This window comes from Streptomyces sp. NPDC051364, assembly GCF_040682115.1.
GTDB lineage: Bacteria > Actinomycetota > Actinomycetes > Streptomycetales > Streptomycetaceae > Streptomyces.
The window spans coordinates 1-13270 of sequence record NZ_JBFBAH010000014.1 but is presented as its reverse complement, the minus strand read 5'-3'; the positions used below and the strand labels follow the sequence as shown (position 1 = coordinate 13270).

Here is a 13270-nt window from a genome sequence, read left to right as displayed (position 1 = left end):
CGAAACGGCGTTCACGAACCCGGTTTCAGAACAGTGCAGAAGGCGTAATGTTCAGTCATGGACCGCCGCATTTTCGGGCTGGAGAACGAGTACGGCGTCACGTGCACGTTCAGGGGACAGCGCCGACTGTCTCCTGACGAAGTGGCGCGCTACCTCTTCCGCCGTGTTGTGTCATGGGGCCGCAGCAGCAATGTCTTCCTGCGGAACGGCGCCCGTCTGTACCTCGACGTGGGTTCGCATCCGGAATATGCAACTCCCGAATGCGACAACGTGACCGAACTGGTCACGCACGACAAGGCGGGCGAGCGCATTCTCGAAGGCCTGCTCGTCGATGCCGAACGCCGCCTGCACGAGGAGGGAATCGCGGGCGACGTCTATCTCTTCAAGAACAACACCGACTCGGCCGGCAACTCGTACGGCTGTCACGAGAACTATCTCGTGGCCCGGCACGGCGAATTCTCCCGCCTGGCGGACATCCTCATTCCGTTCCTTGTCACGCGGCAGCTGATCTGCGGCGCGGGCAAGGTGCTGCAGACCCCTCGGGGTGCGGTCTACTGCGTGAGCCAGCGGGCCGAGCACATCTGGGAGGGCGTCAGCTCCGCGACGACCCGGTCCCGGCCGATCATCAACACGCGGGACGAGCCGCACGCGGACGCCGAGCGGTACCGCCGCCTGCACGTGATCGTCGGGGACTCGAACATGTCCGAGACGACCATGCTGCTCAAGGTGGGGGCCACCGACCTGGTGCTGCGCATGATCGAGGCGGGCACGGTGATGCGGGACCTGACCCTGGAGAACCCGATCCGGGCGATCCGTGAGGTCAGCCACGACATCACGGGCCAGCGCAAGGTGCGGCTGGCGAGCGGTCGCGAGGCCTCGGCGCTGGAGATCCAGCGCGAGTACTACGACAAGGCCGTGGACTTCGCCGAGCGCCGGGGGATCCGTACCGGCACGGTGGACCAGGTGCTGGAGCTGTGGGGCCGCACCCTCGACGCGATCGATGCCGAGGACCTGGACCGGATCGGGACCGAGATCGACTGGGTCATGAAGTACCAGCTGATCGAGCGGTACCGGGCCAAGCACGGCATGACCATGTCGAACCCGCGGGTGGCTCAGATAGACCTCGCGTACCACGACATCCACCGCCGGCGCGGGCTGTACTACCTGCTGGAGCGCAAGGGGCAGGCGGCGCGGATCTGCAACGACCTGAAGATCTTCGAGGGCAAGTCGGTGCCTCCGCAGACCACGCGGGCGCGGCTGCGCGGCGATTTCATCCGCCGGGCGCAGGAGCAGCGGCGGGACTTCACGGTGGACTGGGTGCACCTCAAGCTCAACGACCAGGCGCAGCGGACCGTGCTGTGCAAGGACCCGTTCCGGTCGGTGGACGACCGGGTGGAGAAGCTGATCGCCGGGATGTGACATCGCGCTGATCTCAGCCGGGGCCCCGTACGGATCTCGTACGGGGCCCTCTGCACGCCTTAGAGTGGCGACGACCGCCAGCCGTCTGAGATCTGAGGAACCTGTGCGCCGACTTGCCGGCCTGCTTGTCGTACCCCTTCTGCTGCTGTCGACAGCAGCCTGTGGCGACAGCGGCTCCGACTCCGCCGAGATGAAGAACGGGGCGCCCGCGATCACCAAGGGTGCCAAGTTCGGTGAGACCCCGACCCTGTCCAAGGGCAAGGGTGACCCGCCGAAGGAGCTGAAGGTGGTGACCATCAGCGAGGGCACCGGCCCGGCGCTGAAGAAGGGCGATGTCGCCCAGGTCAACTACTACGGCCAGGTGTGGGACGGCAAGGAGCCGTTCGACCAGAGCTTCGGCAAGGGCAAGCCGTTCGAGGTGACCGTCGGTGCAGGAATGGTCATCAAGGGCTGGGACCAGGGCCTCGAGGGCAAGAAGGTCGGCAGCCGCGTCGAGCTGGTGATCCCGCCGGCCCTCGGCTACGGCGAGAAGGGCTCCGGCGACAAGATCAAGCCGAATGCCACGCTGGTCTTCGTCGTGGACATCGTCAAGGGCACCTCGGTCCCGGCCTCGGCCACGGGCAAGGAGGTCGCGCAGGACAACAAGGACCTGCCGAAGATCGGTACGAACACGGACGGCAAGGAAGTCTCCGTGACCGTTCCGAAGGACACCACGCCGCCGGCCAAGCTCGTCTCGAACTACGTGCTGGAGGGTGACGGCCCGGCCGTCAAGGACACCGACAGCGTCGTCGTCAAGTTCAACGGCAAGACGTGGAAGGACGACAAGACCTTCGAAAGCACGTACGCCACCGACCAGACGGTGACGTGGCCGATGGACCAGCTCTCGGTCAAGGGCCTCAAGGACGGCCTGCTCGGCAAGAAGGTCGGCAGCCGCATCCTGCTGGTCATCCCGCCGGACCAGGGGTTCGGCGACAAGGAGCAGGGCACCATCCCGGCGAACTCGACGCTGGTCTTCAGCCTCGACATCCTCGCCGTGATGTAAGACTGTCCCAGTTGACCTGATTCGTTTTTGAGGAGCAGTTCCGTGAGCAACCAGCTCGAGAAGCCCGAGATCGACTTCCCCGAGGGCCCGGTCCCGGCCGACCTCGTCATCGAGGACATCTGGGAGGGCGACGGCGCCGAGGCCACGGCCGGCAACAAGGTCTCCGTCCACTACGTGGGCGTGGCCTTCTCCACCGGTGAGGAGTTCGACGCGTCCTGGAACCGCGGCGCCCCGCTGCAGTTCATCCTGGGCATCGGCCAGGTCATCGCCGGCTGGGACAAGGGTGTCCAGGGCATGAAGGTCGGCGGCCGTCGCAAGCTGACGATCCCCGCCCACCTCGCGTACGGCGACCAGAGCCCGACCCCGGCCATCAAGCCGGGCGAGACGCTGATCTTCGTCTGCGACCTGATGGGTGTCTGATCCGGCAAGCCGTGATCGGTGAAGGGCCCCCGCCGTGAGGCGGGGGCCCTCGCTTTTGCCGGGGCCCGCCGGGGCGGTACGGTCAACGGTCACGGACGTGTGCGTCGTACGTATGAGGCATGCCGTGCGTGTCGGGCAACTTGTAAGCGGAGAAGGGCGGAAGGGCGTCGATGGCGATTGCCAAGGCCGAGCGGCTGATGAATCTGGCGCTGTGTCTGCTGGGGACCCGTCGGCCGCTGAGCAAGCGAGAGCTGCGCGGTTCCATCGAGGCGTACATGGAGGCCGGCAACGACGAGTCCTTCAACCGCATGTTCGAGCGGGACAAGGACGATCTGCGTGAACTCGGCCTGGTCATCGAGACGGTGGAGAACCTGGAGGGCGAGACCGGCTACCTCGCCCGCCGCGACAGCAACCGGCTGCCGCCCGTCTCGCTGGACGCCGAGGAGGCCGCCGCCCTCGGGCTCGCGGCCAAGGTCTGGCAGCAGGCCCGCCTCGCCGGAGCCGCCAGCGGCGCCCTGCAGAAGCTGCGCGCGGGCGGGATGCCGGAGGCGGGGGACCCGTACGAGGGCCAGCACAGCGCCATCGAGCCGCGCATCCCGGTCCACGAGGCGGCGTTCGAACCGCTGATGCTGGCCTGCCGCGACCGCCGGCCGGTGGTCTTCGACTACCGCAAGTCCACCGCCGCGCGCCCCGAGACCCGCCAGGTCGAGCCGTGGGCGCTGGAGTGCTGGCGCGGCCACTGGTACCTGGCCGGCTACGACCGCGACCGCGGGGCGGAGCGGGTGTTCCGGCTCTCCCGGATCACCGGCAAGGTCAAGTCCCGGGCGGCCAAGTACACCGCCGAGGTCCCGGACGTGGTCACCGTACGGGAGACCGTGGCCAGCTGGGCCGGGGAGAGCGCTGACCGCTCCGCGCTGATCCGGCTGCGGGCCGGCGCCGGGTACCCGCTGCGGGCCAAGGCCACCGCCGTGCGCGAGCGCGGGGACGGCTGGGACGAGCTGGAGATCCCGTACGGGCACGGGCTGGACGCCTGGCTGGTCGAGTTCGGGCCGGACGTGGTGGTCGTGGAGCCCGCCGACCTGCGGGCGGACGTCGTGGACCGGCTGCGCGCCGTGGCCAAGGGCTGAGACCGACCCGGCACACCCGGACCGGGCACACCGGACCGGGCGGGCCGGATCCGACAGGCCGGAGCCGTCGCGGCCACCGCACGATCCGTACCCATCGCACAGACCGCACCACCGCACCGTTCGCAAGACGTGCCCTGAGGGGGAGACGTACCAGCATGGCTGCCAACGCCATCGACCAGACCCGCCGGATGCTGTCCCTGGTGACGTACCTGCGCGAGCGCCCCGGGGCGCACGTCGCCGACGTCGCCCGCGCCTTCGGGATCACCGAGGACGAGCTGATCTCGGACCTCGACGTGCTGCCCATGTGCGGGACCAGCTTCCGCGGCGGGGACCTGCTCGACATCGACACCGACGGGGAGCGCATCTGGTGGCGCAACCCCGACGCGTCGGGGGAGTCCACCGCCGAGCCGCTGCGCCTCGCCGCCGACGAGGCGACCGCGCTGCTGGTCGCCGCCCGCGCCGTGGCCACGCTGCCGGGGCTGCGCGAGAGCGACAGGGACGCGCTGCTGCGGGCCACCGCGAAGCTGGAGGCGGCCGCGGGCGAGGCGGCCGGGGCCAGCTCCCGGCTGTCGGTGACCTTCGAGGCGGAGGGCGGGGTCTTCGCGGACGTCGACCGGGCCATCGCGGAGCGCCGCCGGCTGTGGCTGCGCTACTACTCGCCGGCCCGGGACGAGCTGACCGAGCGCAAGGTCGACCCGATCCGGCTCTTTGCGGTGGGCCACACGTACATGGAGGGCTGGTGCCACCTCTCGGAGGCCCGGCGCACCTTCCGCCTCGATCGGGTCGCCGAGATCCGGCTGCTGGACGAGCGGGCCGAGCCGCCCGCCATCGAGCCGCGCGACCTGTCCGAAGGGCTCGTCCAGCCGGCCGCCGAGGACCCGGAGGTCGTGGTCGAGGTCGGGCCGGGCGGCCGCTGGGTCGCCGAGTACTACCCGCACGACAGCGCCGAGGAGCTGTCCGACGGCGGCCTGCGGATCACGCTGCGCAGCCCGGACCCGGCCTCGCTGCGCCGCCTCGCGCTGCGGCTGGGCCGCGAGGGCCGGATCGTGGCGCCCGTGGAGCTGGCGGACAGCGCGCGGCAGGCGGCCCGGGAGGCCCTCGCCGGGTACGGGGAACACGGCTGACCGAGGGGAAGCGGCGGGGCCGTGCGGGTGCGGGACCGTGCCGTGGGAAGCCGTGCCGCACGCAACCCGTACCGCACGGAGGCTGTGCCGTACGGAAGCCGTGCCGTACGGAACGAGTGGGCTGAGGGGAGCGCCGAGCGATGTCGCCAATGTCTGGGCCACGGGGTGTGCAAGCTGCCGCAGGATCGCCGGGGCGGTCGGCCACGGTCGGACCGGTCTCCTTCAAGGCGGCCTGTTCCGACTGCCGCGCCCGCTTCGAGCTGGACGCGGGGTCCCTGCGGCTGGTGATCGGCGGCAGCCGGCGGACCACGTTCTACTCGTTCACCTGTCCCGAGTGCGGGGCCTCCGTGAGAAAACCGGCCGGCGAGCGCATCGTGGAACTGCTGACCGGTGGCGGCGTGAGCACCCTGCGCAGCATCTGAGGCGGCCGGTGGCCTAGGCTCGACCCCATGCTGTGGCCGATGCTCGCAATCGCCCTGGGTTTCCTCGGGCTCGCCGTCCTCGCCGTCCTCGCCGTGCGGGTCCACGTGGAGGTGCGGCGGCTGTCCGGCCAGGTCGCCCGGGCCAGCCGCCGGATCGCGGACGCCTCGGCGGACCTGGAGCGCGCGGCCGCGGATCTGGCCCGCGCGGGCGGCGCAGCCGGGGTCTGACCCGCAGGTCTGTGACCCGCACGCGTATGGAAAGTGCGGCACGGTACCCGTACCGTCGGTCGGAGCCGCACGCAAGGCGGGATACCCCGGGGGATTGCCGGGCGTTAACCCCCGGGGGTTACGATCCTTTCTTGAGCGGTCACGGATCACGGTCCGCGGCCGCCGACACCACAACCAGCCGTTTCGGTGAGAAGGAAGACACACATGATCGGCAATATGAAGCCCCTTGAGATCCTCCTGATCATCGCCGTGATCTTCCTGCTGTTCGGTGCCAAGAAGCTCCCCGACATGGCGCGCTCCCTCGGCAAGTCGGCCCGCATCCTCAAGAGCGAGGCCAAGGCCATGAAGGCGGAGAGCGCGGCAGAGGACAACGCCACCGCCGCGACGGTCGCTGACCAGACCCCGCAGCAGGCGACGGCCCCGCGCACCATCAAGGCCGCTCCCGGCGACGTGACCAGCTCGCGCCCCGTCAACGAGCCGAACCACACCACCCAGGGCTGATCGCCCGGCCGCCGGGCTGCCGGTCCGCGGTCGCGATCACGCCGGTCATCTGCAACGAGACAAGGGACGTGGGTTGCTCAAGTCTGCCCGCAAGCAGGAGAAGCAAAGCAAGCAGGAGAAGGACGCCGAAGGGCGGATGCCTCTTGTCGAGCACCTGCGTGAGCTGAGAAACCGCCTGCTGAAGTCGGTCCTGGCGATCCTCGTGATCACCGTCGTGGCGGCTTTCTACTACAAGAACCTCATCGACTTCATGCTGAAGCCGATGCTGGACTCCGTCGGCTGCACCGACGGCGTGGTTTCGCAGCGCAACGGCCGGCCCTGCGCCGACATGACCGTGAACGGCCTCATCGCCCCGTTCTCGATCGCCCTCAAGGTCTCGCTCACCGCCGGCGTGGTGCTCTCGGCGCCGGTGTGGCTCTACCAGCTCTGGGCCTTCGTCGCCCCCGGCCTGCACAAGCACGAGAAGCGCTACGCGACGGCCTTCGTCGCCGTAGGCGCTCCGCTGTTCGGCGCCGGTGCGGTACTCGCGTACAAGCTTCTGCCGAAGACCGCGCAGATTCTCCTCGAGTTCACCCCCGACAACGCGCGCAACCTGCTCCCGGTCGACGACTACCTCGACCTGGTCACCCGCATGGTCGTCGTCTTCGGCCTCGCCTTCGAGCTGCCGCTGCTGCTGATCCTGCTGAACTTCACCGGGGTCCTCACCGCCAAGCGGCTGGCGAGCTGGTGGCGGGCCATGGTGCTGGGCATCACGATCTTCGCCGCGTTCGCCACGCCCACCGGCGACCCGCTGACCATGCTGTCGCTGGCCGCGCCGATCATCGCCCTCTACTTCGTCGCCCTCGGGATCTGCCTGGTCAACGACCGCAGGCGGCGCCGCGGGAACCCCGACGCGCTGCTCGACGACGACGAGGCGTCGGAGCTCGACCTCACGCCCGCGCCGATCGGTGAGCTGGAGTCCGTCCAGGCCCCGACCGCCCTGCCCGAGCAGGCCGACGGCGGCCGCAGGCAGATCAACGGTTACGACGACGCGACCTGACAGGTACATTCCGGTGCGTGAGCGCTGAGATCACCCTCCTCGTCAATCCCACCGCGGGACGCGGCCGGGGCGCGCACGCCGCGCAGCCGGCCGCTTCCGCGCTCCGGGCCGCCGGATTCTCCGTACGGACGGTCCTCGGCGCCGATGCCCAGGACGCCCTGGCCCGGCTGCGCACCGCCGTGCGCGAGGGCACCGGGGCGGTGATCGCCGTCGGCGGCGACGGCGTGGTGTCGCTGGCCCTGCAGGCCCTGGCCGGGACGCTGGTGCCGCTCGGGGTGGTTGCGGTGGGCACCGGGAACGACTTCGCCCGGGCCATGGGGCTGCCCGTAGGGGAGCCCGCGCAGGCGGGGCGGCTGGCCGCCGAGGCCCTCAAGGAGGGCCGGATCCGCGAGATCGACCTCGGGCGGGTGTACCGGGCGGGCGCCGGGGCCGGCGGCGGGACCTGGTACGGGACCGTGCTGTGCTCCGGCTTCGACTCGCGGGTCAACGACCGCGGCAACCGGATGCGGCTGCCGGCGGGCCGGTTCAAGTACGACCTGGCGATGCTCGCCGAGCTGGCCGCGTTCCGGCCGTTCCCGTACCGGATCACCCTCGACGACGGTCCGGTGATCGAGACCGAGGCCACGCTGGTGGCCGTCGGCAACGGATCCTCGTACGGCGGCGGCATGCGCATCTGCGCGGACGCCGTCCCGGACGACGGGCTCTTCGACGTCGTGGTCGTGGGCGACTGCAGCCGGGCCACTCTGCTGAAGGTGTTCCCGCAGGTCTACAAGGGGACGCACCTGAGCCACCCGAAGGTCACCGTCCACCGGGCCGCGAAGATCACGCTGGAGGCCGCCGGGATCACCGCGTACGCGGACGGCGAGCCGCTGGGACCGCTGCCGGTGAGCGCCGAATGCGTCCCGGGAGCCCTGCGGCTGCTGTCGTAGCGAAGGCTGCGCGGTCCATATAAATGATCGCGACTGTTGTCAGGGGCGGCGGGTAGGCTCGAGAACAAGATGACCGAAGAACTCTCACCCGCCGAGCGGTACGCCGCTGCCCGGATCCGCGCCGCCGAAGAGGCCTCCGCCCTGGCCCCCTTCCGCGAGATGTACGAATTCGACCTGGATCCGTACCAGGTCGACGCCTGCAAGGCACTGGAGGCGGGCAAGGGCGTGCTGGTCGCCGCCCCCACCGGCTCGGGCAAGACCATCGTCGGCGAGTTCGCCGTGCACCTTGCCCTGCAGCAGGGCCGCAAGTGCTTCTACACGACGCCGATCAAGGCCCTGTCGAACCAGAAGTACGCCGACCTCGTCAAGCGCTACGGCGCCGACAAGGTGGGCCTGCTGACCGGTGACAACAGCGTCAACTCCGAGGCGCCCGTGGTCGTGATGACCACCGAGGTGCTCCGCAACATGCTCTACGCGGGCTCGCAGTCGCTGCTCGGCCTCGGGTACGTCGTGATGGACGAGGTGCACTACCTTTCCGACCGGTTCCGCGGAGCCGTCTGGGAGGAAGTGATCATCCACCTCCCCGAGTCGGTGACGCTGGTGTCCCTGTCGGCCACCGTGTCCAACGCCGAGGAGTTCGGCGACTGGCTCGACACCGTGCGCGGCGACACCGAGGTGATCGTCTCCGAGGAGCGGCCCGTCCCGCTGTGGCAGCACGTCATGGCCGGCCGCCGGATCTACGACCTCTTCGAGGAGGAGTCCGACCACGGAGGCCGCGGCTCCGCGCGCCGCGAGGTCAACCCCGACCTGCTGCGCATGGCGCGCGAGGAGAACACCCGCACGTACAGCCCGAAGGACCGGCGGCGCGGCAAGATGGTCCGCGAGGCCGACCGCGAGCGCGAGCGGCGCTCCCGCGGCCGGATCTGGACCCCCGGCCGCCCCGAGGTCATCGCCCGTCTCGACGGCGACGGGCTGCTGCCCGCGATCAACTTCATCTTCAGCCGGGCCGGCTGTGAGGCCGCCGTCCAGCAGTGCCTGTTCGCGGGCCTGCGGCTCAACGACGACTCCGCCCGCCTGAGGGTGCGCGAGATCGTCGAGGCGCGGACCGCCTCCATCCCCGCCGAGGACCTGCACGTCCTGGGGTACTACGAGTGGCTGGAGGGCCTGGAGCGGGGCATCGCCGCGCACCACGCCGGCATGCTTCCCACCTTCAAGGAGGTCGTGGAGGAGCTGTTCGTCCGCGGCCTGGTCAAGGCCGTCTTCGCCACCGAGACCCTGGCGCTGGGCATCAACATGCCCGCGCGCACGGTGATCCTGGAGAAGCTGGTCAAGTGGAACGGCGAGCAGCACGCCGACATCACCCCCGGCGAGTACACGCAGCTCACCGGCCGGGCCGGGCGCCGCGGCATCGACGTCGAGGGCCACGCCGTGGTGCTGTGGCAGCGGGGGATGGACCCGGCGGCGCTCGCCGGGCTCGCCGGTACCCGTACGTATCCGCTGCGCTCCAGCTTCAGGCCCTCGTACAACATGGCCGTGAACCTGGTCCAGCAGTTCGGGCGGCACCGCTCGCGCGAGCTGCTGGAGACCTCCTTCGCGCAGTTCCAGGCCGACCGCTCGGTCGTCGGGATCTCCCGGCAGGTGCAGCGCAACGAGGAGGGCCTGGACGGCTACCGCGAGGGCATGACCTGCCATCTCGGGAACTTCGAGGAGTACGCGCAGCTGCGCCGCGACCTCAAGGACCGTGAGACGGACCTGGCCAAGCAGGGCGCGGCCCAGCGCCGGGTGCAGGCGGCGAGTTCGCTGGAGAAGCTCAAGCCGGGCGACATCATCCACGTGCCGACCGGCAAGTTCGCCGGGCTCGCGCTGGTCCTGGACCCGGGAGTGCCGGCCGGGCGGGTCAACGGGCACCGCGGGTACGAGTATGCCGAGGGCCCGCGCCCGCTCGTGCTCACCGCGGAGCGGCAGGTCAAGCGGCTCGCCGCGATCGACTTCCCGGTCCCGGTCGAGGCCGTCGAGCGGATGCGGATCCCCAAGACGTTCAACGCGCGCTCGCCGCAGTCCCGTCGGGACCTGGCGTCCCAACTGCGGGCCAAGGCCGGGCACATCACGCCGGAGCACCGGGGCCGCGGCCGGGCCGCCGCGGCCGACGACCGCGAGATCACGCGGCTGCGCGCCGAGCTGCGGGCGCACCCCTGCCACGGCTGCGACGAGCGCGAGGACCACGCCCGATGGGCGGAGCGCTACCACCGGCTCAAGCGGGACACCCAGCAGCTGGAACGCCGTATCGAGGGCCGGACGAACACGATCGCCCGCACCTTCGACCGGATCCACGCGCTGCTCACCGAGCTGGACTACCTGCGCGAGGACGAGGTCACCGTGCACGGCAAGCGGCTCGCCCGGCTGTACGGGGAGCTCGACCTGCTGGCGTCGGAGTGCCTGCGCGCCGGGGTCTGGGAAGGCCTGACCCCGGCCGAACTGGCCGCCTGTGTCTCGGCGTTGGTGTTCGAGGCGCGGCAGTCCGACGACGCGGTGGCGCCGAAGGTGCCGGGCGGCGCGGCGAAGGCGGCGCTGGGCGAGATGGTCCGGATCTGGGGCCGGCTCGACGCGCTGGAGGAGGAGCACCGCATCAACCAGGCGGAGGGCGTGGGCCAGCGCGAGCCGGATCTGGGCTTCGCGTGGGCGGCGTACCAGTGGGCCTCCGACAAGAGCCTGGACGAGGTGCTGCGCGAGGCGGAGATGCCGGCCGGCGACTTCGTGCGCTGGTGCAAGCAGGTCATCGACGTGCTGGGGCAGATCGCGGCCGCGGCTCCGGCGTCCTCTGCCCCGCCCTCCTCGCAGGGCGGCAGTACGGTCGCGCGCAATGCCCGCAAGGCCGTGGACGCTCTGCTTCGGGGTGTAGTGGCTTACAGCTCGGTCGGCTAGGCGCTTTTGGGGCTTCCTCCGAAGGGGGTCATGGTCGGATCTGATCTCTTGCCATGATCACTTCGGGGGTGTCCTGTGCGACGATCGCCCCATGACCGGGGGAGCGGCCGAAGGGCCGAGACGGGTCGGCCGACCGCGTGCCGATCGGCTGCGGCCGGCGAGCGGCCGGCCGCCGCGCGAGGAACTCCTCTGCGCGGCGGCCGAGCTGTTCACCGTCCGGGGGTACGCGGCCACCACCACGCGGACGGTGGCCGAACGGGCCGGAATGCGCCAGGCCACGATGTACCACTACTTCCGCGGCAAGGAGGAACTCCTCGCCGAGCTCCTGGAGTCCACGGTCGCACCCTCACTGGTGCTCGCGCGCCGGCTGCTCGCCGACGCCGGGCCGCCCGCCGCGCGGCGGCTGTGGGAGCTGTGCCGTTCGGATGTGCTGCTGCTGTGCGGGGGACCGTACAACCTGGGCGCCCTCTATCTGCTGCCCGAGGTGGCCGGATCGCGCTTCGCCCGGTTCCGCCGGATGCGCGGGGAACTCAAGGACGCCTCCGCACGTTGCTCGCCGCTACGCCCGCCGGGGCCGAACTGGCCCGGGACCGGGCCGGGCTGGCGCTGCGCAACGATCTGGTGTTCGGGCTCATCGAGGGGGTCATGCTGATCCACCGCGCCGATCCGGGCCGGCCGGTGGCGGCCTTCGCGGAGGCCACCGCCGACGCGGCGCTGCGGGTTGCGGGGGTTTCGTGGGTCGCGGGAGCTGCCGAGACCGCTTAGTGCCGTGTCAGGCAACGTTCGCCCCGTCGCGACGCCCGGCACGCGGCACTAGGTTCCGGTTTCCCAGCCCGCGAGGTCTTCCCAGGCCTGGAGGTACAGGCCGCTCTCGAAGCGGCGCGGGGTGCCGGTCACCGGGTCGGTGAACGACACCGAGCGGGCCAGGAGTTGCAGGGGCCTGCGGTAGTCGTCCGGGGCCGGGTCGGTGACCTGCGGGTACACCGGGTCGCCGAGGATCGGCAGGCCCAGGCTGTTCATGTGCACCCGCAGCTGGTGGGTGCGGCCGGTGTGCGGGGTCAGCCGGTAGCGGCCCAGTTCTCCCTTGGCGCCGAGGAGTTCGACCAGGCTCTCGGCGTTCGGTTCGGCGCCCGGGATCTCGGCCGCTGCCATGACCCCGCGGCTCTTCTCGATGTGGCTGCGGACCGTGCGGGGGAGGGTGACCGCCGGGTCGTGGCGGGCGAGGGCCTCGTACTCCTTGTGGACCTGACGCTCCTGGAACAGCAGCTGGTATGCGCCGCGGTCCTCTGGGCGGATGCTGAACATCACGAGTCCGGCGGTCAGCCGGTCCAGCCGGTGCGCCGGGCTGAGCTCGGGCAGGTCGAGCTCGGCGCGGAGCCGGGCCAGTGCGGTCTGCGTGATGTGGCTGCCGCGCGGGGTGGTCGCCAGGAAGTGCGGCTTGTCCACCACCAGGAGGTGCGCGTCCCGGTGGACGACCCGGATCGGGAACGGCACGAGCGGCTCCGGCTCCATGTCCCGGTGGAACCAGACGTAGGCGCCCGGCTCGTACGGGTCCTCCGGACGCAGGACCCGCCCGCCGGGGCCGAACACCCGCCCGGTGCGCAGCAGGTGAGCGATGGACTCGGCGCCGCGGGTGCCGGCGTAGCGCGCGGCGAGGTAGCCGCCGAGGTCGGGCCACTGCCCGTCGGGGTCGGCGGGCAGCCGCAGCCGGACCGGGTCGATGCCGGCGATCTGGGGGAGGGGCGAGGGGGGTGCCTGGGCTCTGCGTCTCATCGGGTAACAGGCTAAGCGGCCTCGGGGAAGTGGGGCACGCCCCCGCGCCGCCCGGCACGGCGCCTCGCCGCATTGTCGCGGCACCCGAGTACGCCCAGTACGGGGGCGCCGCTCCGCCTTGCGATGCACCGCACCGGACGACGCGGAAACGCACCCCACTTCACCGAGGCCGCTTGGTGCCGCGTCAGGCAACGTTTGCCCGTCAAGGAGCGGCGTCCGGTGCGTGCTCTCGGCGTGCCGGCCGCAAGCGCTCGTACTGGACGTACGTGAGCTTTCGGCCGGCGTGGCGAGAGTGCGTGCCGGGCGTCGCGACGGGGCGAACGT

The 13270-nt window shown here is 70.9% G+C and carries 12 protein-coding genes and 1 pseudogene; 12 read left to right on the top strand and 1 reads right to left on the bottom strand.

The window, feature by feature from the left end:
• Positions 1-57: 57 nt before the first annotated feature.
• The 12 genes and pseudogenes from pafA to AB0M76_RS26265 all read left to right on the top strand — a co-directional run bounded on the left by pafA (position 58) and on the right by AB0M76_RS26265 (position 11938).
• Positions 58-1419: a Pup--protein ligase gene (gene pafA, locus AB0M76_RS26320; RefSeq protein ID WP_030157196.1), complete on the top strand. Its 1362-nt coding sequence runs from the start codon at positions 58-60 to the stop codon at positions 1417-1419.
• Between the two features lie 103 nt (positions 1420-1522).
• On the top strand, positions 1523-2461 hold the full coding sequence (locus tag AB0M76_RS26315) for an FKBP-type peptidyl-prolyl cis-trans isomerase (protein WP_365955206.1): 939 nt from the start codon (positions 1523-1525) through the stop codon (positions 2459-2461).
• A 42-nt stretch (positions 2462-2503) separates the two neighbouring features.
• Positions 2504-2881, top strand: a complete 378-nt coding sequence (locus AB0M76_RS26310) for an FKBP-type peptidyl-prolyl cis-trans isomerase (protein ID WP_030294343.1) — start codon at positions 2504-2506, stop codon at positions 2879-2881.
• A gap of 170 nt (positions 2882-3051) precedes the next feature.
• Positions 3052-4008, top strand: a complete 957-nt coding sequence (locus AB0M76_RS26305) for a WYL domain-containing protein (RefSeq protein ID WP_266668631.1) — start codon at positions 3052-3054, stop codon at positions 4006-4008.
• Positions 4009-4163: 155 nt separating this feature from the next.
• Positions 4164-5132 (top strand): WYL domain-containing protein, encoded by a 969-nt coding sequence (locus AB0M76_RS26300; protein WP_365955205.1) that lies wholly within the window; start codon positions 4164-4166, stop codon positions 5130-5132.
• 149 nt (positions 5133-5281) lie between these two features.
• Positions 5282-5554: a hypothetical protein gene (locus AB0M76_RS26295; RefSeq protein ID WP_323139669.1), complete on the top strand. Its 273-nt coding sequence runs from the start codon at positions 5282-5284 to the stop codon at positions 5552-5554.
• A gap of 27 nt (positions 5555-5581) precedes the next feature.
• Positions 5582-5782 (top strand): hypothetical protein, encoded by a 201-nt coding sequence (locus AB0M76_RS26290; protein WP_266668640.1) that lies wholly within the window; start codon positions 5582-5584, stop codon positions 5780-5782.
• 204 nt (positions 5783-5986) lie between these two features.
• Positions 5987-6283, top strand: coding sequence for a Sec-independent protein translocase subunit TatA (gene tatA / locus AB0M76_RS26285; protein ID WP_365955203.1), 297 nt, complete (start codon positions 5987-5989; stop codon positions 6281-6283).
• Between the two features lie 73 nt (positions 6284-6356).
• Positions 6357-7322 (top strand): twin-arginine translocase subunit TatC, encoded by a 966-nt coding sequence (tatC, locus tag AB0M76_RS26280; RefSeq protein ID WP_365955202.1) that lies wholly within the window; start codon positions 6357-6359, stop codon positions 7320-7322.
• Positions 7323-7339: 17 nt separating this feature from the next.
• Positions 7340-8251, top strand: coding sequence for a diacylglycerol kinase (locus AB0M76_RS26275; RefSeq protein WP_365955201.1), 912 nt, complete (start codon positions 7340-7342; stop codon positions 8249-8251).
• Between the two features lie 69 nt (positions 8252-8320).
• Positions 8321-11173 carry a DEAD/DEAH box helicase gene (locus AB0M76_RS26270; RefSeq protein ID WP_365955200.1) on the top strand — a complete coding sequence of 951 codons (2853 nt, stop codon included), beginning with the start codon at positions 8321-8323 and terminating at the stop codon, positions 11171-11173.
• Positions 11174-11264: 91 nt separating this feature from the next.
• Positions 11265-11938, top strand: a pseudogene (locus tag AB0M76_RS26265) (helix-turn-helix domain-containing protein).
• Positions 11939-11986: 48 nt separating this feature from the next.
• Here AB0M76_RS26265 and AB0M76_RS26260 read toward each other — a convergent pair.
• Positions 11987-12946: an RluA family pseudouridine synthase gene (locus AB0M76_RS26260; RefSeq protein WP_365955199.1), complete on the bottom strand. Its 960-nt coding sequence runs from the start codon at positions 12944-12946 to the stop codon at positions 11987-11989.
• Positions 12947-13270: the final 324 nt, after the last annotated feature.

Bases quoted from the DNA above. Each gene is read 5' to 3' on its own strand.
- pafA (WP_030157196.1), top strand. From the start codon at position 58: ATGGACCGCCGCATTTTCGGGCTGGAGAACGAGTACGGCGTCACGTGC.
- AB0M76_RS26305 (WP_266668631.1), top strand. From the start codon at position 3,052: ATGGCGATTGCCAAGGCCGAGCGGCTGATGAATCTGGCGCTGTGTCTG.
- AB0M76_RS26300 (WP_365955205.1), top strand. From the start codon at position 4,164: ATGGCTGCCAACGCCATCGACCAGACCCGCCGGATGCTGTCCCTGGTG.
- AB0M76_RS26295 (WP_323139669.1), top strand. From the start codon at position 5,282: ATGTCTGGGCCACGGGGTGTGCAAGCTGCCGCAGGATCGCCGGGGCGG.
- AB0M76_RS26290 (WP_266668640.1), top strand. From the start codon at position 5,582: ATGCTGTGGCCGATGCTCGCAATCGCCCTGGGTTTCCTCGGGCTCGCC.
- tatA (WP_365955203.1), top strand. From the start codon at position 5,987: ATGATCGGCAATATGAAGCCCCTTGAGATCCTCCTGATCATCGCCGTG.
- AB0M76_RS26270 (WP_365955200.1), top strand. From the start codon at position 8,321: ATGACCGAAGAACTCTCACCCGCCGAGCGGTACGCCGCTGCCCGGATC.
- AB0M76_RS26260 (WP_365955199.1), bottom strand. From the start codon at position 12,946: ATGAGACGCAGAGCCCAGGCACCCCCCTCGCCCCTCCCCCAGATCGCC.